The organism is Sulfuricurvum sp., from assembly GCF_023229695.1.
GTDB lineage: Bacteria > Campylobacterota > Campylobacteria > Campylobacterales > Sulfurimonadaceae > Sulfuricurvum.
Genome location: NZ_JALNYS010000014.1, coordinates 1 through 25353 on the forward strand (window position 1 = coordinate 1; position 25353 = coordinate 25353).

25 protein-coding genes are annotated in these 25353 nt (G+C 46.0%); 15 read left to right on the top strand and 10 right to left on the bottom strand.

The window, feature by feature from the left end:
* The first annotated feature begins 236 nt into the window (after window positions 1–236).
* Window positions 237–959, top strand: coding sequence for an ATP-binding protein (locus M0P91_RS10625; RefSeq protein ID WP_295066995.1), 723 nt, complete (start codon window positions 237–239; stop codon window positions 957–959).
* A gap of 16 nt (window positions 960–975) precedes the next feature.
* Here the strand turns inward: M0P91_RS10625 and M0P91_RS10630 are convergent, their stop codons facing one another.
* Complete coding sequence (locus tag M0P91_RS10630) at window positions 976–4488, bottom strand: EAL domain-containing protein (RefSeq protein WP_295066997.1); 3513 nt, start codon at window positions 4486–4488, stop codon at window positions 976–978.
* Between the two features lie 179 nt (window positions 4489–4667).
* Between M0P91_RS10630 and M0P91_RS10635 the strand changes: the two genes are divergently transcribed.
* Both M0P91_RS10635 and M0P91_RS10640 read left to right on the top strand, forming a co-directional pair.
* Complete coding sequence (locus M0P91_RS10635) at window positions 4668–5375, top strand: YebC/PmpR family DNA-binding transcriptional regulator (protein WP_295067000.1); 708 nt, start codon at window positions 4668–4670, stop codon at window positions 5373–5375.
* Between the two features lie 107 nt (window positions 5376–5482).
* Window positions 5483–6046 carry an outer membrane beta-barrel protein gene (locus tag M0P91_RS10640; RefSeq protein WP_295067003.1) on the top strand — a complete coding sequence of 188 codons (564 nt, stop codon included), beginning with the start codon at window positions 5483–5485 and terminating at the stop codon, window positions 6044–6046.
* Window positions 6047–6285: 239 nt separating this feature from the next.
* Here M0P91_RS10640 and M0P91_RS10645 read toward each other — a convergent pair whose 3' ends face one another.
* The 3 genes from M0P91_RS10645 to M0P91_RS10655 are packed head-to-tail and all read right to left on the bottom strand — an operon-like array spanning window position 6286 to window position 9553.
* Entirely contained in the window at window positions 6286–6957 is a 672-nt protein-coding gene (locus tag M0P91_RS10645; RefSeq protein ID WP_295067005.1) for a transglycosylase SLT domain-containing protein, read from the bottom strand.
* Window positions 6958–6959: 2 nt separating this feature from the next.
* The gene (locus tag M0P91_RS10650) at window positions 6960–8189 is read right to left on the bottom strand and encodes an MFS transporter (RefSeq protein ID WP_295067007.1); all 1230 of its coding nucleotides are present in this window, start codon (window positions 8187–8189) and stop codon (window positions 6960–6962) included.
* Window positions 8186–9553: an amino acid permease gene (locus M0P91_RS10655; RefSeq protein ID WP_295067010.1), complete on the bottom strand. Its 1368-nt coding sequence runs from the start codon at window positions 9551–9553 to the stop codon at window positions 8186–8188. Before M0P91_RS10655 ends, M0P91_RS10650 begins: the two co-directional genes overlap by 4 nt.
* Before the next feature lie 372 nt (window positions 9554–9925).
* On the opposite strand from M0P91_RS10655, the gene M0P91_RS10660 reads away from it, so the two are divergent.
* Window positions 9926–10462 carry a YaeQ family protein gene (locus M0P91_RS10660; RefSeq protein WP_295067013.1) on the top strand — a complete coding sequence of 179 codons (537 nt, stop codon included), beginning with the start codon at window positions 9926–9928 and terminating at the stop codon, window positions 10460–10462.
* Window positions 10463–10563: 101 nt separating this feature from the next.
* Window positions 10564–10872 (top strand): hypothetical protein, encoded by a 309-nt coding sequence (locus M0P91_RS10665; protein WP_295067015.1) that lies wholly within the window; start codon window positions 10564–10566, stop codon window positions 10870–10872.
* Window positions 10873–10889: 17 nt separating this feature from the next.
* Here M0P91_RS10665 and M0P91_RS10670 read toward each other — a convergent pair whose 3' ends face one another.
* Genes M0P91_RS10670 through M0P91_RS10685 form a run of 4 tightly spaced genes read right to left on the bottom strand, consistent with a single transcriptional unit; the run spans window position 10890 to window position 16891 of the window.
* Window positions 10890–11834 carry a methyltransferase domain-containing protein gene (locus M0P91_RS10670; RefSeq protein WP_295067017.1) on the bottom strand — a complete coding sequence of 315 codons (945 nt, stop codon included), beginning with the start codon at window positions 11832–11834 and terminating at the stop codon, window positions 10890–10892.
* A gap of 46 nt (window positions 11835–11880) precedes the next feature.
* The gene (locus M0P91_RS10675; protein ID WP_295067020.1) at window positions 11881–14919 is read right to left on the bottom strand and encodes an efflux RND transporter permease subunit; all 3039 of its coding nucleotides are present in this window, start codon (window positions 14917–14919) and stop codon (window positions 11881–11883) included.
* An 8-nt stretch (window positions 14920–14927) separates the two neighbouring features.
* The gene (locus M0P91_RS10680; protein ID WP_295067023.1) at window positions 14928–15662 is read right to left on the bottom strand and encodes an efflux RND transporter periplasmic adaptor subunit; all 735 of its coding nucleotides are present in this window, start codon (window positions 15660–15662) and stop codon (window positions 14928–14930) included.
* Window positions 15659–16891 (bottom strand): TolC family protein, encoded by a 1233-nt coding sequence (locus M0P91_RS10685; RefSeq protein ID WP_295067025.1) that lies wholly within the window; start codon window positions 16889–16891, stop codon window positions 15659–15661. Before M0P91_RS10685 ends, M0P91_RS10680 begins: the two co-directional genes overlap by 4 nt.
* 115 nt (window positions 16892–17006) lie before the next feature.
* Between M0P91_RS10685 and M0P91_RS10690 the strand changes: the two genes are divergently transcribed.
* Window positions 17007–17615 (top strand): TetR/AcrR family transcriptional regulator, encoded by a 609-nt coding sequence (locus M0P91_RS10690; protein ID WP_295067028.1) that lies wholly within the window; start codon window positions 17007–17009, stop codon window positions 17613–17615.
* On the opposite strand, the gene M0P91_RS10695 is transcribed toward M0P91_RS10690, so the two are convergent.
* Window positions 17612–18277, bottom strand: a complete 666-nt coding sequence (locus tag M0P91_RS10695) for a TIGR01621 family pseudouridine synthase (RefSeq protein ID WP_295067030.1) — start codon at window positions 18275–18277, stop codon at window positions 17612–17614. The genes M0P91_RS10690 and M0P91_RS10695 overlap by 4 nt on opposite strands.
* A 290-nt stretch (window positions 18278–18567) precedes the next feature.
* Between M0P91_RS10695 and M0P91_RS10700 the strand changes: the two genes are divergently transcribed.
* The 9 genes from M0P91_RS10700 (at window position 18568) to M0P91_RS10740 (ending at window position 24636) form a co-directional block, all read left to right on the top strand.
* Window positions 18568–18696 (top strand): hypothetical protein, encoded by a 129-nt coding sequence (locus M0P91_RS10700; protein WP_295067033.1) that lies wholly within the window; start codon window positions 18568–18570, stop codon window positions 18694–18696.
* Entirely contained in the window at window positions 18693–18890 is a 198-nt protein-coding gene (locus tag M0P91_RS10705; protein WP_295067036.1) for a hypothetical protein, read from the top strand. Before M0P91_RS10700 ends, M0P91_RS10705 begins: the two co-directional genes overlap by 4 nt.
* 101 nt (window positions 18891–18991) lie before the next feature.
* Entirely contained in the window at window positions 18992–19246 is a 255-nt protein-coding gene (locus M0P91_RS10710) for a type II toxin-antitoxin system Phd/YefM family antitoxin (RefSeq protein WP_295067039.1), read from the top strand.
* Complete coding sequence (locus M0P91_RS10715) at window positions 19236–19514, top strand: type II toxin-antitoxin system RelE/ParE family toxin (RefSeq protein WP_295067042.1); 279 nt, start codon at window positions 19236–19238, stop codon at window positions 19512–19514. The genes M0P91_RS10710 and M0P91_RS10715 overlap by 11 nt, the downstream gene beginning before the upstream one ends.
* A gap of 67 nt (window positions 19515–19581) precedes the next feature.
* The gene (locus M0P91_RS10720) at window positions 19582–23142 is read left to right on the top strand and encodes a hypothetical protein (RefSeq protein ID WP_295067045.1); all 3561 of its coding nucleotides are present in this window, start codon (window positions 19582–19584) and stop codon (window positions 23140–23142) included.
* A gap of 22 nt (window positions 23143–23164) precedes the next feature.
* A complete protein-coding gene (locus M0P91_RS10725; protein ID WP_295067046.1) occupies window positions 23165–23764 on the top strand; it encodes a pentapeptide repeat-containing protein in 600 nt (199 codons plus the stop codon).
* A gap of 74 nt (window positions 23765–23838) precedes the next feature.
* A complete protein-coding gene (locus M0P91_RS10730) occupies window positions 23839–24069 on the top strand; it encodes a ribbon-helix-helix protein, CopG family (protein WP_295067048.1) in 231 nt (76 codons plus the stop codon).
* A complete protein-coding gene (locus tag M0P91_RS10735; RefSeq protein ID WP_295067049.1) occupies window positions 24062–24313 on the top strand; it encodes a type II toxin-antitoxin system RelE/ParE family toxin in 252 nt (83 codons plus the stop codon). Before M0P91_RS10730 ends, M0P91_RS10735 begins: the two co-directional genes overlap by 8 nt.
* Window positions 24314–24378: 65 nt before the next feature.
* Window positions 24379–24636: a BrnA antitoxin family protein gene (locus M0P91_RS10740; RefSeq protein WP_295067052.1), complete on the top strand. Its 258-nt coding sequence runs from the start codon at window positions 24379–24381 to the stop codon at window positions 24634–24636.
* On the opposite strand, the gene M0P91_RS10745 is transcribed toward M0P91_RS10740, so the two are convergent.
* On the bottom strand, window positions 24595–25350 hold the full coding sequence (locus tag M0P91_RS10745; protein WP_295067055.1) for a pseudouridine synthase: 756 nt from the start codon (window positions 25348–25350) through the stop codon (window positions 24595–24597). The two genes, M0P91_RS10740 and M0P91_RS10745, sit on opposite strands and share 42 nt — an antisense overlap.
* Between the last annotated feature and the right edge of the window lie 3 nt (window positions 25351–25353).

Here is a 25353-nt window from a genome sequence, read left to right on the forward strand (position 1 = left end):
CCGGGCAAAGCCCGTAAAGTGGCAGGGACAATTTGTCCCCTGCACCCCCCTGAAGCTACCCGTATCTTTCGGATACGGGAGATTACTAACCTTTTCGCACTTGTTGAGACAAGGTGCGTAACATCAGCTTGTTATACAGAACGCTTGCCGAGAAGGGGTATCGGATATAAACAAAGTTTGTCCATATATAGGTTATACTTGCCGAAACCACATCAAAATTACCTATGGATGAAATAATGAAACAAAAAATTGGAAAATTTAAAAGCTCAATCGCTACTCTTGAACTCCAAGAGCGGGTATTAACGGAAAATACGCTGATTCTGGCTGAACCGGGTTCAGGGAAAACCCATCTGGCAAATAAAATCCGTGAATTTGTTATTGAGAACGGTATTTCTACCCTTTATCTCGATTTTTCCGATCCGACTCCGGATCAGGTGGAAGAAAAATTCAAAACCAGCAGCGATTTTCACTATATACGGTTTGACGAAAGCGATGCGTTCAATATCGCTCTAGATGAGGCGATCGCACAGCGCCACAACATCTATATGGCCGTTAGCCCCACCTTTTTTGCGAGCAAGCGGGAGATTAAAAGCAAGCTTTCGCAGATGATGCAAAAAAGGGAGCTGTTGGAGAATTATTACTATATCATGCAAGAAATTACCAGTTTGGAAGGGTTTTATACCAAATTTGAAGATTTTATGTTCTATATTTTCGATCTGGTCAATCTTAAAAAATTCGGGTTGACCTTTTTGGCGCAGCCGCACGAGATGTTCGAAAACCCCCGTATCAAACTGCTGTTTTCATTCCTTTTCATCGGTCGCTGCTCCAATGCCTATTATTATAATACGACCGTTTTGCGCAATATGAAACCGCATACCTTTTTGTATCAGCACCGTGTTGATAACCGCTCTCTCCTTTTCAATAATATTCAGAGTGATATCGTTTATATTGACGATTAATCTCGGTGATCCGTTCCTAAATGGACGGAATCCAGACATTGGCGTCTAGGTACTCTTCGTTTCGGTACATCGTTTCAAACTCTTCGGCTCGCAGCGGTTTGCTGTAGTAATATCCCTGTACTTCGTCACACCCCTGATCACGTAGGTAACGCAGTTGTTCTGCCGTCTCTACCCCCTCGGCAATGGTTTGCAGTCCAAGACTGTGTGCCATATGGATAATCGCATCCACAATCGCTTTGTCCTCAGAATCGATACTGATATCACGGACAAACGACTGATCGATTTTAAGCTTGTAAATTTTGAATTGCTTGAGGTAACTTAAAGAAGAGTATCCCGTACCGAAATCATCGATGGACATTCGGATACCCCGTCCGTGCAGATTGGTCATTGTATTGATGGCGGCTTGCGGGTTATGCATGGCCACCCCTTCGGTGAGTTCCAGTTCCAGATATTCCGGGGGGAGGCCGGCTTCGTCGAGGATCCGGGTGACGAGATTGGGAAGATTGGTATGACGAAACTGTACGGCAGAGAGATTGACGGCCATGATCAGAGGGGGGATTGCGCTGTTGATCCACTCTTTTAACTGGTGTACCGCCGTGCGCATCACCCATTCGCCTATCGGCAATATCAGTCCGTTGTTTTCGGCAATCGGGATGAATTCGGCCGGAGAGATCACTCCAAATTCCGGGTGTTCCCATCGCAGCAGCGCCTCTGCTCCGACGATATGCCCGGTATGAAGGGATATTTGCGGTTGATACACCAGATAGAGTTCGTTCCGTTCGAGTGCATGATAGAGCGCATTGCTCAGCTGTAGATTGCGGGTCGAGACGGTTTGCATCTCTTTGGTAAAGAAAGAGTAGGTATTGCGCCCCTCTTCTTTGGCACGGTACATCGCCGTATCGGCATTTTTGGAGAGGATTTCCATATCGGTGCCGTCGGTAGGATAGAGGGCGATCCCCAAAGAGCCGGTGACGGTCAGTTCATGCTGTTCGATATGAAAAGGGCGGGAGATACATTCGAGTAATTTTTGTGCAACATTAGCCGCTCCGTCGGCATGGGTATCGGGGAGCAATAAGATAAATTCATCTCCCCCCAACCGTGAAAGGGTATCTTCTTCACGCAGCATGCTCCGGATCCGTTTGGCCAGCTCGATCAGCAGAACGTCTCCGTAACTGTGCCCGAGAGAATCGTTAATCTCTTTGAAATGATCCAGATCGAGAAAGATCAGGGCAAAATTATTTTGGTGCCGTTTTGCCGATTTTAGGGTAAATTGAAAATGTTCGCTCAGTTGCCGACGATTGGGCAATCCGGTAAGGGGATCAAAATTCGCCAGATAATGGATATTTTTTTCCGACTCTTTTTTTTCGCTGATGTCCTCTTCGATAGCAATATAATGGGTGATTTGATGATCATCGTCAAAGACGGGGGAGATATTGATCGAGTAGCTGTATTCGGTTCCGTCTTTACGCCGATTTTGAAATTCACCGTGCCATCGATTGCCGCAGGTGATCTGGGCCCACATCGTATCATACGCACCGTAGGGGGTATTTCCGGATTGGAGAAAACGGGGATTTTTACCGATGACTTCGGCTTGTGTATATCCGGTGGTTTGGACAAATGCGGCATTGACGTATTCAATAGTGGCTTTATAATCGGTAATAATAATGGTATTTGAGCTTTGCTCGATCGCTTGCGAGAGTTTGAAGAGCTGTTTTTCTGCCTCTTTATGGGCCGTGATATCTTCATATACCCCTAAAATACCGATAATCTCATTGGCTTCATTCCGAAAAGGGACTTTGGAGGTGCGCAGCCATATCGTTTGTCCGTCCGGTGTCGTTTGCGGTTCTTCAAAGAAGAGTTTGGGGTGGCCCGATTCGAGGATGCGGCGATCATCGGCCTGATAGAGTTCGGCTTGTCCCTTCCAGACCAATTGGGTATCGTTTTTACCGATGATGTTTTGGGGGGCAGCTTCTCCGGCATCTTTGGCAAAAATTTGGTTGCACCCTAAATAGTTCAAATGGGTATCTTTCCAAAAAATGCGAACGGGTGCCGTATTGATGATGCTCATGAGGAGATTGTACGAATTTTTCAATCCCTCTTCCGCATTCTTGCGAGCCTCTTCGTGCGCATAGACGGTGAGGGCATGATCGATATCGGCGGTCATTTCAAGGAGGAGATTGCGTGTCAGTTCATCGAAGGCGTCTTCTTCAGCGGCATAGAGGTTAAAGGTCCCGATGATGCGGCCGTTTTTGTGCAGCGGCAGTGCGGCCGAAGCTTTCAACCCATACTCGATACTCCGTTCATGCCAAGGTTTTGTAAGGGGATTGGACTGAAAGTTTTGACACCAAAACGGATGATCCTCACGACAGACAATGCCGCTTGGACCGTTTCCGTTCGGGTGGTCCGAATCGATCGAGATGTGCAAATATTTGATATAATCGCTTCCTTGACCGTAATAGGCGACCGGGTTGAGCCTTTGGGTCTGTTCATCGATTATCCCGATCCAGACTAATTTCATATTGCTATGGGTAACGGCATTTTCACAGATTTTAGGGAACAACTCTGCGGCGTTTCTTGAGCGGATGATGGCCTCATTGCACTGGCTGAGTGCGGCATAGAGCTGACCGGTATGAAGATTGTTTTTTTCGGCCTCTTTGCGTTTGGCATCCAGAAGAGAGAGTTTGATCTGTGTCGCTGAGAGCCATCCGAGAATACTGTTTCCCATCCCTTCGGCTACCGATATCGTCGAAGAGAAATTTCCGCTTCCGATGAGAGAAATCTGCGTATAGAGCTGATTCAAAGATCCCCCCAGAGTTAAATGCAGCGCCCGATAAGTACGCCAAAACAGCAAGAGGAGAAACATTCCGAAAAAGATAAAAACGATCCGCATCCCGGTCGCCGTGTTCTCGGCACAGTGCACATTTTCCAGCGTCCGTTTATCCATCATATCATGAACGTCGCTGATCGGCTGCATGATGGCGGCTTTGGCGTGATGAAACGAAGCGTTGTATAAAAGTCGAATGGCCAGCTCACGATCGGATGCGCAGAGGGAGATTGCCCTAGACTCAATATCGGCCAATGCATCGGATGATCTTTTGGATTCGGAGAGTTTTGCATATTCTGCCGCTGTAAAACCGCTTTGGCGTATCAGTTCGAGTAACGGGATGGATTTGGAGCTATAAGGACGGGGACGCCGGTCATTGGGGCCGATTAAATCCCAGTATACCTTATAATAATTGACGGGACGGGGAGCCGTGCCATTACGGATCGCAAGAATCTCTTCAAAATGACGTTTGTAGAGGGGATTTTTGGTGATGACATAGCTGCGCGCCATTCGGGTGAGATCATCGGAACTTTGGCGCAATTCGTTGATGAGCATGTGCGATTGCAGACGCAGTTCATTGGCATCATCGATCTTTTTTTCCGATTGAACATAGAGGAAAAAAGTGACGGAAAAAACGGTAAATAGAGCCACTGTCTGCCAGAGGCTGCGATAAAACTGGGGCAATCGGCTATTTGACATGTCCATACGTACCACTTGATGAATAAAATTAAAACTATCTCTATTAGTGTATAGCAATTCTTTAAAAAATGGCCTGTTAATTCAGGATTACATAATCCGCTAAAGAGGATATTTGAGTGGGAAGTGTTTGTCATAATCGCTTAAAACGGCTATAATTCCGCTAATTATTCACAGGAGCATACCGTATGGGAAGAGCGTTTGAATACCGTAAAGCGGCAAAGATGAAGCGTTGGGGAAATATGTCGAGAGTATTTCCGAAATTGGGCAAAATCATTACGATGGCGGCCAAAGAGGGGGGTGATGATCCCGACATGAACCCGAAACTCCGTACTGCAATCCTGACGGCAAAAGCGCAAAATATGCCAAAAGACAATATTGAAGCGGCAATCAAACGGGCTTCGGGCAAAGATGCCATTTCATTGGCTGAAATGAATATTGAAGGAAAAGGGCCTCACGGCGTACTCGTTTTTGTCGAGTGCGCCACCGATAACAATGCCCGGACGATTTCGAATGTACGGACGATTTTCGGTCGTGCCAAGGGAGAGACCCTGAACAACGGTTCTTTGGAGTTTATGTTCAGCCGCAAAGCGGTATTTCGATTTCCTAAGCCGGCAACGGATCTCGAAGAGCTTGAATTTGCCCTCATCGATGCCGGGATCGAAAGCATCGAAGAAGAAGAGGGTGAAGTCAGCGTCTACGGTGAATATACGGCATTTGGCGCATTGTCCGCCGAACTGGAAACTATGGGGATTACACCCGACAGTGCCGCATTGGAACGGATTGCAAACTCTCCGGTAGAATTTAGTGACGAGCAGATGGCCGATATCGAAAAGTTGATCGAGAAACTCGAAGAGGACGACGACGTTCAGGCCGTCTACACTAATATCGCCTAATTTCTCCCCCTTCGGGGTGTAAATCTCCGTTTTATCACCTCTTTATCACTTCACAACCGTTTATACGTTATACTTCGTTCCCTTAAATTACCACAACAGGAGAATGAATGAGATTTTCAGGATACGCTAAAGCGGCCCTTATGGCATCTTTATTACTTGGATCTGCATTGAATGCAAAAGAGTTTAAGGTGCTCCCTATACTTGATGGCGGTTTTTGCCCTAAACCGCAGGTAGGCGTGTCGTTAGGCTACACGAATTTTAAGCACATTGATGCGCAGGGGACTACGGTCGGTGCGGAGATCACATTTGACTGCCCGGTATTTACCTTGCCGTGGGATAACCTCCGGCAGCAAATTATGGTCAATCAGTTTAATGGAAACGGAATCAATCTGACGAGTATTGAATTGAACCCGTATTACATCATTGATCTGGGGAACGGTCTGGATTGGGGATTCGGTCCGGGATGGGGGGTGATTTTCTCCGATACCTATAAACGCGACGTTGCCTTTTCGGTTCAGGCGGGGACCGGTCTGCAATACAGTATCGATCATAAGTATTATGCGGGTGCCGATATGCGATGGCAGTGGACCCAAGCTATCGATATCGCTCCGGGTGTGACGGAAACATTGGACAACTACCGCGCTCAGGTTAAAGTCGGATACCGGTTTTAATTTTTTACTTATGGTACGCACTCGATTCGTTTTCCGTCATCCTCGGGCTTGACCCGGGGATCCATCCCCATAAGAGAGCTGGATTCCCGATCAAGTCGGGAATGACGAAGCCAAAGGCAACTTTGAATGGCTCAAATCAATCTTTAATTACCCCCCTAAAGCTTCCCGTATCTTTCGGATACGGGAGATTACTGACCTTTTCGCACTTTTTAACGAATGTCCCTACAACCCCCAAAACATCAGTCGTGCGAAGGGTCCTCTTTCGTATAGTGGATCTTGGCATCAAGGAGCAAGGTTTTGGCAAATTGGGATTTTGCCCCGGAGGGGAAATGGGGATCTTTGAGTAAAACGGAGAGTTTTGTCGTTTTATTTTTTTCAATCAGGCGACGGAGGGTCCCCTCCCCCGATGCATAGGCAAAATCGGCCAGATACCAGGTTCCGAACTCTTTTTTCAAGCTTAAGAGCAATCGGATAATCGCGTCGGTAGAACGCCCCGCATTGAGCCGCTCATCTCTCTTTTTTTGTACCGTGAGACCGAAATTTCGGGCACTTTGTTTGGTCAATTGCCATAATCCCGCCGTACCGTACCCGTGGGCATTGGGCTGGAATTTGGATTCGGAATAGGGGATCAGTGCGAAGAAGAGGGGGATCCCTGCGGCTTCAAACTTCTCTTCCACTTTCCGGTACTCCTCCTGCGTCATCTGATAGCGGTTGTATAAGGTCGTATACCCTGTTTGATAGCGCTCTTTTATATCAAAAAGGGGGCGAATCTGATCCAGTTCTTCGGTCGATTCCAAACTCTTGAGCGAAGCGTTAATCGCTTCGTTGGCAGGAACGGCATAGAGGGATTGGGTTCCAACCCATCCGAGCAGAAAGAGAAAAAATATCGCCTTTACTATACTATCGGGCATGGTTAGGCTTCGATGTAATCGAGATCTTTGTGAAATGTCTCATGGGTATAGTAGAGGGCCACAATCCCCAGTGCAAAACAGACGATGCCGACGATTGCTCCCGCGCCAAGTATCCCATAGCTCTCTTTCAGGAAGATAAATGATGTGGTAATAGGGACGACCGCACCGCGAACAAAATTGGGGGCGGTCGTAGCGACGGTGGCACGGATATTGGTCCCGAACTGCTCCGCCGCCATCGTGATAAACAGCGCCCAGTAGCCGCAAAAAACACCCAGAGCAAAGCAGCTCCAGTAAAACGTATCGGCACTGGCACCGTGCAGGGTGTAAAACCACAAGACGCTAAGGACGGAGAAGAACAAAAAGAGGGCAAACGCTTTTTTACGGCTGCGCAGTTTTTGGGAGAGATAACCGCTTCCGAAGTCACCGATGGCCAGACCGATGTAGCAGTACATCAGTGCCTGCCCCGCAGTGACCGGTTCGGTAATCTCCAACGCTTTTCCGAATTCCGGCGAGAACATCACCAAAACCCCGACAACAAACCACAGCGGTATTCCGATCGCGATCGCTTTGAGATATTTGCTTAAAAGTTTTCGGTTGGAGAACAAAGAGAGAAAATCTCCCCGCTTGATATCTTCGCTGAGATTATGCTCAAACATCCCCGATTCGCGTACTTTCATCCGTAGTACCAAAAGGGAGAACCCGAGGATCCCGCCGATAATGTAGGCGTTGCGCCAGTCGAATTCTTTGGCGACAAGGTTTGCCGCGACGACCCCCAGTACGCCGAAGCTTGCAATCGTCATGATCCCGTATCCGCGCAGCTCTTTGGGGAGGATTTCGGCGACGAGGGTCACACCCGCCCCCAGTTCTCCGGCCAGACCGATTCCGGCGATGAAACGAAGGAGAGCATATTGCTCAACGTTGGTGACGAAGGCGTTAAGAAAATTGGCGACCGAATAGAGGATAATCGAGGCGAACAGGACCGAAAGGCGCCCTTTTTTATCCCCGAGCATCCCCCAGATGATCCCACCGATGAGCATCCCCCCCATCTGCATGTTGAGGATGATAGACCCCCACGAGGTAATCTGATCAGCCTCTAGGCCGAGTTCGGTCAGACTCGCGACGCGGACGACTCCGAAAAGGATTAGATCGTAGATATCGACGAAATACCCCATTGCGATGACGATGACGGGGAGGGTTAGAACGGTTCGTGCCGTAGAGAGCGCACTTCTCATGCGGCAGCTCCTCTTTTGGTACCGTAAAAGGCATAAATCACCATTCCGATCAGGGACCATCCGATAAACCGTAGCCACGTATCAAACGGCAGCCCCGCCATCATGAAAATGATCAGAATGAAATTAAGCGGCATCAGGATTTTGAACGCAGGGACCTTGAACGTGGGATTGATCGTATTTTGACGGCGTAACACGATGATCGCGACCGCAACCATCAGATAGGCGAACAAAGTCCCGATATTGACCAGTTCGGCGAGCGTTTTGAGGGGGATAAGCCCCGCCATAATACTCAAAAGAGCCCCGCCGATCAGGGTTGCCTTATACGGGGTGTTGAACTTCGGATGAATCTCACTCAACGTTTTGGGGAGCAGGCCGTCGCGTGCGAGGGCGAACAGAATACGGGTAAACCCAAGCCCCATGACCAGCATGACGGTCGTGATCGTGATGACCGCCCCCAGCGCAATGATGTTGGCGGCGAACGGTTCGTTCACTTTATAAAGGGCGAATGCGAGGGCATCGGGGACGTTTAGTTCCTGATAGGGGACGATCGCGGTGAGGGTGAAGCTCACGAGGATGAAAAAGACGACCGAGAGGGCCAGTGAGAGGATCAGCCCCATCGGGATGTTTTTCGTCGGGTTTTTCGTCTCTTCGGCGACGGTGCTGATCGCGTCAAATCCCAGATAGGCGAAAATGATCAACGCCGCACCGTGCCAGACCCCTTCCCATCCGAACGGTAAGAAGTTCGAAAGGTTGTTAAAATCGACGTGCGGCAGCCCGACCACGACGAACGTGACCAATACGGCAAGTTTGATGAAAACAATCGCGGTGTTGACCCGTGCGCTCTCTTTGATCCCGATGGCCAAGAGGAGGAAAATCGCCAGGATGATCCCGAACGCGCTGATGTCGATGTAGGTGCCGTTGGCGGGGTTGTACGCCCCGCTGAGCGCCTGCGGCATATGTATCCCCATGCTGTTTTCGAGAAAACGGCGCAGATACCCCGACCACCCGGTAGCGACGGCGGCGGTCGCCACTCCGTATTCGAGGAGGAGGTTCCACCCCACAAACCAGGCAAACACCTCCCCCAACGAAGCGAACGTAAAGCTGTACGCACTCCCCGCCACCGGAAAGGCCGAACTCAGCTCCGCATAGATGAGGGCGGTAATCCCGATCATCACGGCTCCGAGCAAAAACGACAGGACGATCGCCGGTCCCGCCATCGTCGCAGCCGCTTGCCCGGTAATGACGAAAATACCCGCTCCGATAACCGCTCCGACGCCGATAAATGTAACGTCCATCAGCCCCAGTCGGCGATGAAACTCTCCGGGTGCACCGGACATGTCTTTTTTACGAAAAATATCTTTCATAGACTCCCCATCTTGAATAAGTTGTTTATTGTAGTGAAATTCAACTTAATAGCTAACTTTAAGTACCTTCCTTTAACTGGTCCTTTAATACCAAACTTTATTAACTAGGCATACTCTCGTCATTCCGTGCTACGACACAAAATCCAATGTAAGAAATGGATCCCGTATCAAGTACGGGATGACAAAATGCGTATGTACAGTTAAAGATAGACGGTATTAGTAATCTCCCGCATCCGAAAGATGCGGGTAGCTTCAGGGGGTTGTAGGGACTTTAGTCCCTGCCACTTTCCGGGCTATGCCCGGAAAGTGCGTAACATCAGTAACAATATAAAAGGGGTATTGTGGCATAGTTACACGATACAAGGAGTAATGATGGCAGCAGGTTCGACGGTCTACAAAGTGCAGCTCACGATTTCCGATACGGATCGGCACTATTATGAAACGCATGAGATCACGATCGCTCAGCACCCTTCCGAGACGGATGAGAGGCTGATGATCCGCCTTGCGGCGTTTGCACTCAATGCAACCGATCGGTTAATCATCACCAAAGGGATCGGGGGAGAAGACGAACCTGATTTGTGGGAGAAAAACTACGGGGGCGAGATCGAGCTATGGATCGATCTGGGGCAGGTGGACGAGAAACGGCTCCGCAAAGCGTGCGGAAGAAGCGAACGGGTGCGTGTTTACACCTACAATACCAAAAGTGCTACCGCGTGGTGGCGTCAATACGGAGCATCGTTTGCACGGTTTAAAAATCTCACGGTGATCCATTTGAACAGTGAGGGAATTGAGAAACTCTGCGAACGCTCCATGCGGTTGCAATGCACGATCAGCGACGGAGAACTCAGTATGCACAGTGAACGCGGTGATGTTGAGATTACGCAGACGCGAATGACGCCTGAGGGGTAAAAGAGGGTGGAATAGGACAAATGTGTTAAATTTTTGGCTATATTTTTATGTTATACTATACGAAAATTTTAATGGTTATTTTTTAGAAAAGGATAGTGCTAATGCAATTGGAACAAAAAAAAATTCTTCAATTTGCCCTAGAACTTGATATCAAGGATGTTTATACCTATTCGGGGTACAAAGGGGATTTGGTCGTTAAAATTACGGCAAAAGAGAAAGATGTGATTGTAGCCATCCGAAAGTTTGCCCTTTCCCTCGGGATTAAAGAGGTCGTGATCAAGCAAAATCATAATCTCGTCGAGTATGAGATCTATTGTATTACGCAAGATGATGTGTATCAGCTGAAAGGGGACCGCTTCAAAGAGCGGCTTGGACAGCGCAAGTACGTTGAAGATTCGTGGATCGAATAAAGTTGTAGGGGCATCAGTTAATGAGAAGAAGAGGACTGATTTATTTTGGTTGCCGTTAAAAAAACGTAATCTTTTCCCGTTAAAGTAACTCGACATTTTTTTTGCTGAAGATACTTTTTGCAATAATAAACATCTTTGTACAGCAGCGTCATCTCCGAGTAGGGGTAATTGGGCGCTTTGGCTCCGTAAACCATCTCCCCCCCCATCCAGCGGCAGTTTGGAAAACCGAGTATCATCGCCCCCTCCGGCGTCAGATACTCCTGCACGAGTTGCATAAAGAGCGGTTTGAAATCGATCCCCGGACTCTGCAATGTTCCGATCGTGATGATGAGGTCAAAGCGTCCCAAATTCAGGGATGCAAGATTGTTGATATCATGAACATAAAATGTTGCATTCCCTTCGTTAAACCGTTCCCTTGCCGCTTCGATCGCACTTTGTGAGTGGTCGATCCCTATGAGTTCGATTTGTTGATACGTCTCAGCGGGTACGAGGGTCCGGATCAGATCGAACTCATCCCCCGTATTGATCCCCAGATTTAAAATCCGCTTGCGTTCACCCGCCTTGACGCTTCTCAGCGCGCGGCTATAAGGGGCTAAAAATGCGGGCTCTTCGTTTTTATGAATTGCGGAAAATCGGGAGGCTGTTCCGTATTTCTCCTCTTTGGCATCACTATGATGAAATGAGTCGCTGAGATCGAGTTTCTCGTAAGTGATGTATACGGTATGCTCTGCGGCAATTTTTGGGGTCAGCATCCGGCACAAGAGGATTTCCCCTAAATCACTCCATGCTTTGTAGCTACGGTAAAGATAGGGGGTATTTTCTTTTTCGATGAGTTCTCCGGCATAGCACCCCCGCGCACAATCGGGATTGAGAACTTCGAAAGAGAGGGTGTCGGAGGTTTTGAGCGTTTCGGTTGCCCATGCGAGGATGACGCTCATCGGTTCGGAGGTAAAAGTTTTCAAAAACGTTCATCCATCTCTAACCCTTTTGGCCCGGTAAAAAGTGTCGTTATTCTACACTTTTTTGGATCGTATAGAGCTTACGAAGTTTCGCATCCAGCGGTGCGAGGACTTTGTAGAGGGCCGGAACGACGAGGAGGCTGGTGAGGGTCGAGAGGAGCAGTCCGCAGATGACGGCGACCCCCATCGGCCCCTTGACTCCTGAGCCTTCCCCGACCGAGAGGGCGAGAGGGAGCATCCCGAACGTCATCGCCATCGTCGTCATCAGGATCGGGCGCAGACGGGAGATTCCCGCTTCGACGATCGCTTCATCAAGCGGTTTGCCCGCCTCTTGGAGGCGATTTGCGGCATCGACGACGAGGGTGGAGTTTTTCCCCACCAGTCCGAGCAGGAGCATCAGCCCCATCATGCTAAAGAGGGACATATTCATCCCGGCCGCCCACAAACCGATAAATGCCCCCGTAAAGCTCAGCGGCAACGCGCTCATGATGATGAGGGGCTGAAGCGGAGATTCGTACAGTGCGGCGAGAATGAGATAGATCATCACGATCGCCGCGCCGATTGCTACGCCGAACGCTTCGTTACTCTCCTGCATGTGTTTGGCATCGCCGTCAAGTTCGAAGGTGACTCCGTCGTCCAGCCACTCATTTTGGCGCTCATTGACGAGTTTGACGAGTTTATCCAGCGGAAGGGCTTTGGTGATATCGGCTCCGACAATCACTTTTTTGAGGCGGTCGAACCGTTTGATCGTCGTCGGTGCCTGGTCCGTCGTAATCGATACGACCGCCGATAGCGGTACGGTTCCCCCTGATGAGGTACGGACGTCGAGGGTATTGAGCGCTTCGATATTTTCACGTTTCGTGTCGTCCAGACGCATAATGACATCGTACTCTTTCCCCCGTTCCCGGATAAAGGTGATCGTAGTCTCACCCGAATAGCCGCTGGCGATCGTGTGGGCGATCTCATCGACGTTCACCCCGAGGCGTGTGGCGTTTTGGGTGAGGACGGTGATACTCAGTTGCGGTGCTTTAGGCTGAATGTTGCTTTGTACATCCGTCGTTCCGTCGATGCTTTTGAGCAGTTTCATCAGCTTGAGGGCCGAAGCTTCCGCTTCGTCGGCGCTCCGGGCTTTGAGGATCACCTGATAGGGGGTATTGATTTCGTAGCCTCCGATGTCGTTGACTTCGGTAACGCTGCTCATCGTAAACCCTTTGAGGTTCTCTAATATCGAACGGGTCTCTTCCATGACGTCGCTTTGGCTGCGGGTACGCATATGAATCGGTTTGAGCCGGACGTAGAGTGCCGCTTCGTTCGCTTTTTGATCATTTCCCCGTCCGACGTAGAGGGTGCAATAGTCGACTTCAGCCATTTTTCCGATGCGGCGTTGCGCATCAAGGGAGAGCCGTTTCATCCCATGGATACTGGTTCCGGCCGGGGCTTTTAGGGTGATGTCAAACTGGCTTTTGTCCTCTTTTGGCATGAATACCATCCCCAGTGTCCCCGAGAGGATAATCGAGACGACAAATATCCCCAATGCCCCGAAGAGGGTTGTTTTTTTGTAGCGAAGGACGGTGTGGATGAGGGAGCGATAGAGCTCTTCCATGGCGAGGAAGAGAGGTTCCGTTTTGTGATAAAAGCGGCTGTGTTCCCCTTTTGCGATCTGTGAAGCGATCATCGGGATGAGGGTAACCGCGATGATAAACGAGACGACGATAGCGGCGATAATCGTCACCCCGAAGCTGGTAAAAAAGCGTCCGACGATCCCGCTCATTTTGGCAATCGGGACAAAAACCGCCAGCAGCATGGAGGAGATGGCGACGATGGAGAAGAGGATTTCGCCCACCCCCTCGATAGCGGCGTTAAGGCGGTCGCGTCCCGCTTCGAGCCGTTTAAAGATATTTTCGATGACGACGATCGCATCGTCGATAATGATCCCGATCGCCAGAATGAGGGCGGTGAGGGTGAGGAGGTTGAAGGTTTGGCCGCTCCATCCCATGATCGCAAATACCCCAAAAATGGATACGGGGAGCGAGAGCGCGGCGATCAGGGTGAGGGTGAGGTTGCGTAAAAACAAAAAGATAACGAGCGAAGCGAGGAGGGATCCCAGAACAAGGTCGAACTGAACCCCGTGGAGGGTATCGCGGATGTATCCGGTAGCATCTTGCAACGGGGTGAGGGTCATCGTCGGCTCCAATGCCTGCAAGGTGCCCAGCTGTGAGCGTACCGCATCGGCAATCGCGATCTCATTTGCCCCCGTCATTTTTTTAACCATCAGAAGAACGCCCGATTTTCCGTCCAGTGAGGCAAAACTGCGCTCCTCGGCAAGTGTATCGCTTAGGGTAGCCACATCGCCCAAACTCAACCCTTCCCGTATTTGCAGTGCGCTGAGCGCTTCGACGGTTTTGCTGTCGTTGTCAATGAGGATTTGGTACTCATGGGCCGGATCGATCGTTTTTCCCCCATCCATCCGGACATTTTGCGCACGGATGATTCCGATCAGATCGCTCAACGTCAGGGAATACTTGGCCAAAAGTGCCGGGTTCGGGGTGATACGGATCTGTTTTTTGCGCAATCCGGCAAGCGTTACCCCGCCGACCCCGTCAATCCGCTGTAAACGGGGTTTTAACATTTCATCGGCATGTTTCATGACCCGTTGGGTGTCGCCGCCTGCTAAAAAGAGGGTAATGACGGGGGAAGAGTTGATCGAATATTTGTCGACGGAAGGTTTGTCGACTTCATTGGGCAATTGGATACTGGAGACTTTATCCCGGACGTCATTGACCGCTTCATCGAGGTTTTTAGAGAGTTTGAACTGGGCGACGACAACGCTGATCCCCTTGGAACTGTCTGAACTGAGGGTATCGAGTCCCGAAATTCCGCTTACCGCCTCTTCAATCTTGTCGCTGACCTTGCTTTCGACGATATCGGCATTGGCTCCCTTATAGGTGGTGGTGACGATGACGATCGGAAAATCGACGTTGGGATAGAGGGCAGATGGCATACTGCCGCGTTCGACGAGCCCGAAAAAGATGAGGGCGAGGGCGAACATAAGGGTGGTGATGGGACGGAGGATGGCAATTTTATGCATGGTAATCCCTATTTGGTAACGATCATGCCATCACCGAACGTGCCGGGACGCAGACCTGCTCCGTCCGCTTCAGCACTCATTTGACGGCTTTTAGCGTTGATAGAGGGGTATATTTTGGTGATTTTCGAACATTTACCTGTCGCTATCCCATCAATGGAGGTACAGAAACGATTTCCGATTTTGACTTCCGAAGCATATTTGGAATCGTACCGGATCAGCAGTTTGGTTTGCTTGCTGATCAATTTAAAAAGGGGGGCTCCCCCCATGGCGGAGACCATATCTCCTATTTCGATATTTTTTTCGGAAATACTCCCCGCAAACGGTGTTATCAGACGCATTTTGGAGAGTTTTTGTTCGGCATAGGCGACCGATAACCGGGCCCGCTCTCGCTGGGCGAGTTTCGTCTCCAGTTCGGATTTGAGTTTATCGAGGGTGTTTTTATCGAATACCTGGGCACTTTTTTCGTACCGCGCATATTGGTCGCCCAAAAAAGTACACTCTTTGGAGAGGGCATCCAGATCGGCTTTGGCCATCCGAAGGGAGAGCCGCTCTTCCGTGCTGTCGAGTTCGAGCAATTGGGAGCCTTTTTTGACCGGATCGCCGTTTTGTACGGAGACGGTTTTCACGATACCCGACGCGTTCATCCCCAGTGAGGCTTCTCGGTAAGGTTGGGATTCAAAGGTGGCGTACACATCCCCCCATACGCTGAGTGCACTCAGTGCCGATAGCAGTATCATTTTCATTTTTTCTCCTCGAGTAGTGTCATAAGATCGGTTCCGTAGGTGTAGGCGAGATGGGCTTTGGAAAGTTGCAGGGCGTTTCGGGCAGTTTGTACTTTTGCACGGGAGGCACTGAGGTCACTGAGTTCGCTGAGATAGGCGGTTGTATTGACGAGTCCCGCTTCGAACCGTTTTTTGATGTAGCCGAAAGCGACACTGCGTGCCTCTTCTTCGGCGACGGCTGCATTGTAGGCGCTTTGGGAGGCATCGAGTGTCATCTGCGCGATAGCGGCTTCGTTGCGGACGCTTTTGCTTTTGTATTCGAGCAGTTTTTGCGCTTTCAATGTGGTGAGGCGGGCTTGTTCGCGCTCTTTCGAGATGCTCCCCATATCAAAGAGGGTCAGGGAGAGAGAGGCGATAATCTCATTTTGCCGTTGGGGCTGGACATTGGCTCCCCCCATCGTATCGTAATCGGCGTAATTGAACTCTTTGTGTTTTCCCTGAACGCTCACGCTGGGAAGATAGGTGTAGAGCCCTTCGGTATGTTTGAGGGTATCGATCATCGCGTGATCGGCCTTTAGATCATGCCGCTCTATCTCCCCGCTCTTCGGAGTTATCAGCTCTTTGTACTCCAGTGTATCGATGGAGGTACCGCTGATCAGTTCGAGATTTCGTCGGCTCCGTTCGAGTGCGATTTTTTGGTTTTGCTCATCGTAATCGGCCTGGAGTTTGGAGGCGATGAGCGATTTGAGAATATCGGCGGTTGCCAAATCGTTTTTGACCAGGATGCCAAAGCGCTCCACTTGCGCGGAGAGTTCGGTTCGCTTGTCTTGAATGGCATCCAACGATGATTTGGCATTCAAATAGGTGTAATACATTTGGATGGTCTGCAGTAAAACATCCTGTTCCTTTTGCCCGAGGGTATGCTGGGCGGAGTCAATCGCGGAGTGGATCGCATCGAGCGTCGATTCGCGGCGTAAACCGTCAAACAGGGTGATTTTGGTCCCTATCTCCACCCCCTGTACGGTTCTGGGCTCAAATGCGGTCGCTCTGTCTTTCTTTTGATAAATCGCTGTGGCATTAAGCGTCGGATAATAGGCGGTTTTTGCCTGTTCAAGCTGCTCTTTGGTTTTTTGCGTTTCGAGTCGGACCGATTCAACCTGAAGATTGGTTTTTGCACCCGGAAGCAAGGAGGCAAGATCGGCACACATAAGAGAGTGGGCCGCAAGAAGCAAGAGGACGATAGGTCTCATCAAATGTCCCTTTACGGATAGGTTTGGAGGTTTTATGTTGACAATGTTAACATTTAATGTAGACAATGTCAACATAAGGTGTCCGATTTTGCGGTAAGCATGTTACAATGTCATTATGAAAGAAAAAAGAACTTCCCCCTACCATCATGGAAATCTCAAAGAGGCTCTGTTGCAAACGGCGTTGGAGATCATTGATGCGCAAGGGCTTGATGCGATTACTTTGAGAGATTTGACGCAAAGACTTGGGACCTCCCGAACCGCAGTTTATCGCCATTTTGCAAACAAAGAGGCCCTGATACTCGGGGTGATCGAAAAAGGGTACGAACAGCTCAATTTGCTTTTTACCCCTATATTTCAAGATCGTACTCACAGCGTCGCGGAACGGTTCGAGACGATGGGGAGGGCCTATCTCGACTTTGCAATCGAGCATCCGAATCTGTATCGATTGCTGTTCGGTGAAAAATTTCGTCAAGAGCGCGAAGAGATTTGCGACTATAAAGATGAGACTCAGGCAACGGGATTGTATGCCCTCATCGGACTTTTGCTGGAGGCTCAGGAAGAGGGGATCATTGCAAAAGTAAATCCGATAGTACAGGCGGCCATGGTGTGGGCATCGATCCACGGTTTGGCATCGCTCTTGATCGACGGACATTTGATGATGAGCGATAATATGGAAGCGATTTACGAGTATAGTATAGAGGTGCTGTTAAAAGGGCTCCGTTAAAACAGTTCCCACGGTCTATTCCAGAGGACGAGTTGAGCTATACACTCCTCGCTTACAAACCGCTCCCCCTCTTCGGGGGGTAAAACAAAACGAAACGCTTCATCACCCAGACGAAACCGCAATGCGTAAGCGTGCAGATACCCCCGCTCCTCTTTACGCGCTTCCTCGGATGCCGCGTAGCGTTCATCTCCCGCGATAGGAGAACCGAGAGATTTTAAGGCGACGCGGATCTGATGGGTCTTGCCCGTATGGGGTTTGATGAGGAAAAAGCGCTCATGGGTACGCAGCGCACAGCTGACGAACTGGGTAATGGCCGGATTTTCCATCGTCGTAAGGAGTTTATAATCCCCCCGCCGCGCACTCGCCATATCCCCTTTGATCCACCCCATTTTTTTCTTCGGTTTACGCATTGAGATCGCAAGGTAGTATTTTTCAATCTCGCGGTTTTCAAACATTTTCCCGAACTGCGCCGCCGTTTCGGAATTTTTGGCGAGGATGACGAGTCCCGAGGTCATTTTATCGAGGCGGTGGACGGGAAAGAGGGGAATCCCCATTTGCTCGCTGACTTGGACGACAAATCCCGCTTCGCCTTCGGAGTGGAAATTGACCCCTGCGGGTTTGAGGGTGATGAGAAAGTTTTCATGGTCATATACGATTATCATGGCGTGATTATAGCGAAAGGGGATAGGCGGTTGGAGATGATCGTTGAATATATCTATGAGCAAGCAAAGTCAAAAGAGCTTACACGCGAGTATTTGCAATCTTTACGAGAGTTTATCGTAGTCACGTGGAGTTTTTTTTCCTATGCGGGACGAAGTTCGGAAGAACTGATCAAAGGTGAAGGGGATACTAAACAGCTATCGTGTTTAAATAAGATTTGAGATAGAATACTTATACATACATCCGCCGATATTATCGAAACAGAAAACTGTTTTTTGAACAGTATAAAGAGATGGCGGACCGGTGGTTTTTATTTTTTAACGCCGATGATGAGTTCGAAGAGGTTGCTAACTTCGCCGATGGTGAGCTTACCGTACTGCATGAACCGTATTACAATACTTTTGTGGGAGGACTACAATGAAGACCATCGAAAATTATAAATTCCGTGACATGATCCTAAAAATCGGAAAAAAAGCGATCAAAGAGGCACAAGTACGGAGCCTTGCTAACGGTGTACCGAATGTCTATAGCCGAGACGGAGTTCCTTATTTTCAAATGCCAGACGGCGAAATCACCTCAAAAGTTCCGAAAGAGTACGAAGGGATTTATAAATAATTTTTTATCCCGTTCGCCCTGAACCTGTCGAAGGGTGAGAATGATATTGGTTTGTAAAAAAAAGTGTTATAATGACAGAAAGCTGTCATAAAGGCAATCCCATGCTAGCATTAAACTACACCACCGCGCGTAACTCTCTCAAAACAATCATCGATGAAGTATGTGACAATAACGAAGAGGTGATTGTCACGACTAAAAACGACAAGAGTGTTGTCATTATGTCACTCGATGAATACAACCGCACCCATTCACAGCTCAAACGTGAGGTCAAAGAGGCGATGGAGCAGATCGAACGCGGTGAATACATGGGTATTGATGAAGCATTTGATAGTGTAATCACGAAATATGCGGATTGATTTCTCTCCCAAAGCACATCATCGATTGGAGATGATCGCTCAATACATCTATGAGCAGACTAAGTCCAAAAAACTCACACGAGAGTACTTGCAACGGCTTCGGGAATTTATCGTGTCTACGTTGAGTGCTTTTCCCTATGCGGGGCGAAGTTCGGAAGAACTGATCAGCGGTTCGCGTAAACTCGTTTATCAGGGGTATTCGATTATCTATACACTCGAAAAAGATCAAATTTGGATATTGACCCTCTATCGGGAAAACTTGCCGTAATGTTTATTTATGATAGGGTGGAAAATGAGGCATTGAAGAGGGAAATTGAGGATAGAGAGGAAATATTTTGAAGATATATGAAGTATTAAATAAACTATTTGAACAGCCATTTTTCAAAAAATTGATAGAAATAGTTAAATTCTTTAAATTACAAAAAAACTATTGGAGTGTTGCTTCACTGCTAATTATTTTTATTATTGGGCAAGTTACTGCTTTAATTTCAAGTGATCAAATTGAACAAATTACTCAAAATAAACTTAATGATCAAACGATTGATATTTGGAATAAGATATTTTGGAATCTTGTTGAGTTGATACTTACAAATGGGTCTTGGTGGGCACTATTATTAGGAATATCGATATTGATTTTGGTAACGTTAGTTAAGATTTATGAGACTAAACATACATCAGGAGTCATTGATAGCATTTTATATAACAAATTTTTCGAATCATTTGATGTTTTTGAATATGAAATAAAACAAGCAAGTGATAATGTTGAATATATTCATGACACAAATAGAAATGCTGGAATAATTCAAATTAGAGAAGAAATAGACAAAACATTATCTGTTGGTAGTTCATCATTTGTTCGTATAGAAGGTTTCTCAGGAATTGGTAAAACTCGATTTATTTATGAAACACTGAATGATAATAAATATAAAAAGCATATTTTGTATGTTCAAAGTTATGAGGAGTCAATTTTTGCTGATTTGAAAATATTATTAAGAAAACTTCCTACAGATAGAGAAATACTCATTTTCATTATAGATGAATGCCCCTACGAAGCACATGTCAGAATATGTCGAGGTTTAAATCAATATTCAAATTTAATAGTGATCACCATAGATCAAGTCTTGTCACAACAAGATAAAACTAATTGTAAAGACGAAAAAAGAATTACATTAGAGGGATTAGGCGAAATAGAAAGAGTCAAATTAATACAAGAAATAAATTCTAGGTTACCTGAAGATACAGCCAAAAAGATTGCTTTTTTTACTGAAGGATACCCAAGATTAGCAAAATTTATGGCTGAGTCTTATGATATTGAAAAAGGGGATACGAATGACCCTAATGAAAAAGCAAGATTATTAGACCGTATTGTAGAAAAAGTAACTGCAAATAATGTAGAAAGCATTAAGTTGCTTCAAGTAATAGCATTATTTAAAATGTTTCCAAATAAAGCTGAATTACAGCCCTATAAAAAGATTATTTTTGAACATTTAGGAATTAATCATGCATCAGCGTCACTCGCGATTAAAGACTTTATAAAAAAAGGAATTATCAGAGAAGGTGGAAGATTTTTATATATCAGTCCAAGACCTGTTTCTATTCATCTATTTAACCAATTTATAGAGATTAATGATTATGAATTTATTAATGAATTGTTTCAAAAACTAAATAATGAAGGTTTGATGAATAGTTTTTTTGAAAAACTTCAAGGTATTCCATTTGACGCACGTCAACACAAGGATTTACTTTTTCAAGTTTTATCGAAAATTACATATGAAGAAATAAAAGATGGATTTGGATCAAAAATATTTTACTCGTTATGTCTAAAAGATCGAGTGCTTTCTATAGAGATTTTAAATAATTTACTCAGAGATAAAACTAAAGATGACTTGTTGCAGCTAAATGATGGAAGAAGATATTTAGTCCATTCGCTTGAAGAACTGATTGCATTTCAAAATACATATTTGGAAAGTGTAAAAATATTGTTCAAACTTGCAAGAGCTGAAAATGAGTCATGGGGTAATAATTCGAAAGGGATATTTATTGAATCTTTTCAATGGATTCTCGGAGGAACAGAAGTTAACATTGTAAAGAGACTTGAAGTATTAAAAAGTCTATATCAAGAATATATATCTGATGAAGATAGAATTATTTTATTGAACGCATTAAAAAGAGCGTATCCTCAACATAATTATATGGCAACACATAAAAACCATTCGACTTTCCCAGAAGATATTCCAGAGCATTATCGTCCAACTTCTCAAGAGGAGATTGATCTCTATTTTAAAAAATTAAAAGAGTTGATAGAGGTTTTTTATAACCTGTCATCTGAAGTAATACAATCGAAAATTATCAATGATTTAATTGACTCATTTAGAATGCTAATACGGTACTCTCAGATCAATAATTGGATTTTAGATTTTATAGAACAATCAATTAATAAACATACTCAATTAAAGACACATTTTTTTGAAATCCTATCAATATTTCTTGAGTTTGACAAAGATGATAAATTATCAGACGATATTACAAATCGTGTCAGCAGTTTATATGACAAATATACCAAAGCAGAAAGCATTGATGAGATAAGAGAATTGTTTTTGAACACGGAAAAATATAGATATTATTCTGAAGAAGTATTTGAAAATCACTGCCAGACTATTGCTCAAGATATTGTGCAAAATAAAAATTTTGATGTTTTATTGAACAAAAACACTGCTAACCTCTTTGAACTCGGAAGAGAAGTGGCAAAAATTGATGATGAGTCTAAACTGTATGAAGATATTTTGAATCTTATTCCTCTTTTGACACAAAATTCAAGTAATAGATTTGTTTTGGCTTATATTTTTAATAGTAAGATGGGTACTGAAGACAACTATGAAAAACTTTTTAAAGAAATTTACGCGAAACTAAATGATAAAAGTTTGATGTTTGATTTTATACATTATTCGAAACCGACAGAAATAAGTATGAATTACATATGCAGACTTTTGGAAAATAAAGAAATAAAATCAGAAGTATTGGAAAACTTGACCTTTGGATTTTGGTTAAGAGAACTTCAAAAAAGTGAATTCATCATTTTTATTGATAAGATTAATACCATAATAGAGGATAAATGCGATAGCTTTGATTTATGTATGCAGTATATTCATACAAATAAAGACACGGAATTAATTAAAAAATACACAGAATACTATATTGAGCATAATCTATTTGGTTGTATTGGTAAGCGTAGAATGATAACCTATCTGAATGAGATAGTTGATGAATACTTTTCAAGTAATTTTGAGTTGAATGAAGCATTACTAGCAAAGGTGTGGGATTTTATTTTAATAGAATTGAAAGGAAAGGGTAAATTTGACGAAAGAACTTTTCAGCCAGTATATAAAATAATAAAAAGTAATTCAAATTACTTTTGGAAAAATATTAGAGATTTACTTGAAGAATTAAAACCTCAAAAATATCCACTTTATGGAAGTTTTACTCATTTTATGCAGGGAGGGTATTTATCAGATACATATGAACAATCTATATTTTCATTTATTGACTCAAATCATGTAATAGATTGGTTAAAATCTACTTCTTTTAAAGAAGCCAAATACATTATTGCTGATACATTGAATATAGATTTTGAAACGGATTCTTTGCCTGAAATCGTTATTCAATTATTAACTGAGTTTTCTGATGACAGAGATTTATATGCAAGTATCAAATCAAGAAGTGAAGGTTGGACTGGCTCATATGTACCTGTAGCTAATAAAAAAATCTCTAATATTGACAGAATGTTAGAATATTATCAAAATAATAAAAATGTGATAGAGTTTTTAAAATGGGCGAAAAAAAGCTTTGAATATCACAGAGATAGAGAACAAATAAGAGATGAAGAGAGATTATATTGATTTACGAAATTAAATTCATACCATGACCCCCATCACCGATAACATGGACGTATTCGCCGAAAAATTCGAGAACGTTGATCTCTATGGCAAAAAGATCACCAAAGCCGAATTTGATGACTGCACCTTCGTTTCCTGCGATTTCAGCGAGACCTTTTTCTCCTTCTGTAAATTTACCGAATGCCGTTTTGAAAACTGCAATCTGAGCCTCATGAAGCTCACCAACACCAAAATGAGCGATGTCGATTTTGTCTCGTGCAAGATGATCGGGATCGATTGGACGATGGCGGATTGGAAGAGTCTTCTCAATGCCGACCCTTTGCGTTTTCGTGAGTGTATTCTCAATGATAGCAATTTTTTCGGGCTGAATATAGAGGGATTGGTGATGCGGGAATGCCGAGCCAAAGAGGTTGATTTTCGCAACGGGAGCTTTCAAAAAGCCGACTTTAGCTTGAGCGATTTCAAAGGGGCGCTGTTCGGTAATACCCACCTCGAAGGTGCCAACTTTACCGACTCCTCTAACACCTCTATCGATATACGCTCCAACCATCTCAAGGGGGCGATATTCAACCGTTATGAGGCGCTCTTTTTACTTGAATCGATGGGGATTGTGTTGGTTGATTGAGTTACATTCTTTGCTTGACACGCTAATTCAAAAACACTACAATTGTATCTACAAATACAGAACAAGGCAATCCGATGAAACAGGCGATTAATATCCGTCTCGAAAAAGAGATGATTGAAGCGTTGGACGAATATGCGTCAGAGCTGGACAAAACACGTACGGGACTGATCGAAAAAGCGATAGAACTCTATTTTGATACGCTTGATGAGATGGTGGCGGACAAACGGATCGACAATCTCAAAAGCGGAAAATCACACGTCGTATCCCTCGAAGAGGTATTTAAACAAGCCGGAATCAATGTTTAAAGTCGCATTTGAAAAAGAGGCGCAAAAAGAGTTTTTAAAACTCGCCGATGAGGCAAAAAATCTGATTGCCAAAAAAATTTTAGACCTGCAATCGGGTAACTTCACCGGAGACAAAGCCCTGAAAGGGAAACACAAAGGGAAATTCCGTAAACGTGCCGGAGATTATCGGGTGATTTATCTGCGCGAAAACGAACTGGTGCTGATTACGATTATCTGTGTGGCGCATCGCAAAGAGGTCTATTAGCTAAGAGAAAGGATCTCATTGCTGCATCATCTTGACATGATGTATTGTAAAGGAGAGAAGTTATTATGAAAAAAATCCCTGAACTAAAAACCGAAGAAGAGATTGCCGAGTTTTGGGACGAACACGATTCGGCGGAATATATCGATTGGGATAAAGCCAAACCGGTTCGCCTTACCAAGCTGCAAAAGAGCGCGAAAACGATCTCGATCCGTATGCCGATCGATATGATTGAAACGCTCAAAATCCAAGCGAACAAAAACGACATTCCCTATCAGTCGTATTTAAAGATGTTGATTGCGGATGGGTTGAAGGCGCATGGGTGATTCGTTAGGTATCTCTTCTTGAGTTAATATCTGATACTCCCCCTCTTTTAAATCCCCCAGTCTCAAATCTCCGAAGTGTGAACGGTGGAGTGCGGTGACATGATTCCCCACCGCCGCAAACATCCGCCGTACCTGATGGTAGCGCCCTTCGGTGATTTCGAGTGCCACGTGAGTATCATCGAGTATCGTAAGCTTTGAAGGGAGGCAGGGGGTTTTTTCACCGTGCAACATCAACGTTCCCGAAGCAAATATTGCTGCTTCGTCTCCGTTTAGCGGTCGATCCAACGTCGCTTCGTACACTTTTGGCACTTTATGTTTGGGGGAGGTGAGGCGGTGTAGCAGTGCGCCGTCGTCGGTGAGGAGCAATAATCCGCTGGTGTCCTTGTCGAGCCGCCCTATGGTCGATATTTTCGGATCGCGCATTCTCCATCGTGGCGGGAGGAGGTCGTAGACGAGTCTCCCTTCTCCTTCATCATGGCTACAGACCAGCCCTGCGGGCTTGTACATCAAAATTACCATCCCAGAGGGGGGATCGAGGGGCTCGCCCTTGAAGCGGATCTCTTCGTGCAGCACTTTGGTGTCGGGTTTGAGAGGGAGATTTTCGGTGTGGGTGACTATGCCATCTTTGATGAGTGCCGCGACTTCGCGGCGCGCGCAATACCCCAGGGAGCCGAGGAGTTTGTCGAGGCGAACTTTAGAATTTGAGGTTTTCACAAT

Excerpts from the sequence above, each read along its gene's own strand:
- M0P91_RS10705 (WP_295067036.1), top strand. The coding sequence starts at position 18,693 with ATGAAGACCATCGAAAATTATAAATTCCGTGACATGATCCTAAAAATC.
- M0P91_RS10715 (WP_295067042.1), top strand. The coding sequence starts at position 19,236 with ATGCGGATTGATTTCTCTCCCAAAGCACATCATCGATTGGAGATGATC.
- M0P91_RS10625 (WP_295066995.1), top strand. The coding sequence starts at position 237 with ATGAAACAAAAAATTGGAAAATTTAAAAGCTCAATCGCTACTCTTGAA.
- M0P91_RS10695 (WP_295067030.1), bottom strand. The coding sequence starts at position 18,277 with ATGATAATCGTATATGACCATGAAAACTTTCTCATCACCCTCAAACCC.
- M0P91_RS10655 (WP_295067010.1), bottom strand. The coding sequence starts at position 9,553 with ATGAAAGATATTTTTCGTAAAAAAGACATGTCCGGTGCACCCGGAGAG.
- M0P91_RS10710 (WP_295067039.1), top strand. The coding sequence starts at position 18,992 with ATGCTAGCATTAAACTACACCACCGCGCGTAACTCTCTCAAAACAATC.
- M0P91_RS10685 (WP_295067025.1), bottom strand. The coding sequence starts at position 16,891 with ATGAGACCTATCGTCCTCTTGCTTCTTGCGGCCCACTCTCTTATGTGT.
- M0P91_RS10675 (WP_295067020.1), bottom strand. The coding sequence starts at position 14,919 with ATGCATAAAATTGCCATCCTCCGTCCCATCACCACCCTTATGTTCGCC.
- M0P91_RS10640 (WP_295067003.1), top strand. The coding sequence starts at position 5,483 with ATGAGATTTTCAGGATACGCTAAAGCGGCCCTTATGGCATCTTTATTA.
- M0P91_RS10630 (WP_295066997.1), bottom strand. The coding sequence starts at position 4,488 with ATGGACATGTCAAATAGCCGATTGCCCCAGTTTTATCGCAGCCTCTGG.
- M0P91_RS10690 (WP_295067028.1), top strand. The coding sequence starts at position 17,007 with ATGAAAGAAAAAAGAACTTCCCCCTACCATCATGGAAATCTCAAAGAG.
- M0P91_RS10680 (WP_295067023.1), bottom strand. The coding sequence starts at position 15,662 with ATGAAAATGATACTGCTATCGGCACTGAGTGCACTCAGCGTATGGGGG.
- M0P91_RS10665 (WP_295067015.1), top strand. The coding sequence starts at position 10,564 with ATGCAATTGGAACAAAAAAAAATTCTTCAATTTGCCCTAGAACTTGAT.
- M0P91_RS10650 (WP_295067007.1), bottom strand. The coding sequence starts at position 8,189 with ATGAGAAGTGCGCTCTCTACGGCACGAACCGTTCTAACCCTCCCCGTC.
- M0P91_RS10635 (WP_295067000.1), top strand. The coding sequence starts at position 4,668 with ATGGGAAGAGCGTTTGAATACCGTAAAGCGGCAAAGATGAAGCGTTGG.
- M0P91_RS10730 (WP_295067048.1), top strand. The coding sequence starts at position 23,839 with ATGAAACAGGCGATTAATATCCGTCTCGAAAAAGAGATGATTGAAGCG.
- M0P91_RS10735 (WP_295067049.1), top strand. The coding sequence starts at position 24,062 with ATGTTTAAAGTCGCATTTGAAAAAGAGGCGCAAAAAGAGTTTTTAAAA.
- M0P91_RS10740 (WP_295067052.1), top strand. The coding sequence starts at position 24,379 with ATGAAAAAAATCCCTGAACTAAAAACCGAAGAAGAGATTGCCGAGTTT.
- M0P91_RS10660 (WP_295067013.1), top strand. The coding sequence starts at position 9,926 with ATGGCAGCAGGTTCGACGGTCTACAAAGTGCAGCTCACGATTTCCGAT.
- M0P91_RS10725 (WP_295067046.1), top strand. The coding sequence starts at position 23,165 with ATGACCCCCATCACCGATAACATGGACGTATTCGCCGAAAAATTCGAG.
- M0P91_RS10700 (WP_295067033.1), top strand. The coding sequence starts at position 18,568 with ATGGCGGACCGGTGGTTTTTATTTTTTAACGCCGATGATGAGTTCGAA.
- M0P91_RS10645 (WP_295067005.1), bottom strand. The coding sequence starts at position 6,957 with ATGCCCGATAGTATAGTAAAGGCGATATTTTTTCTCTTTCTGCTCGGA.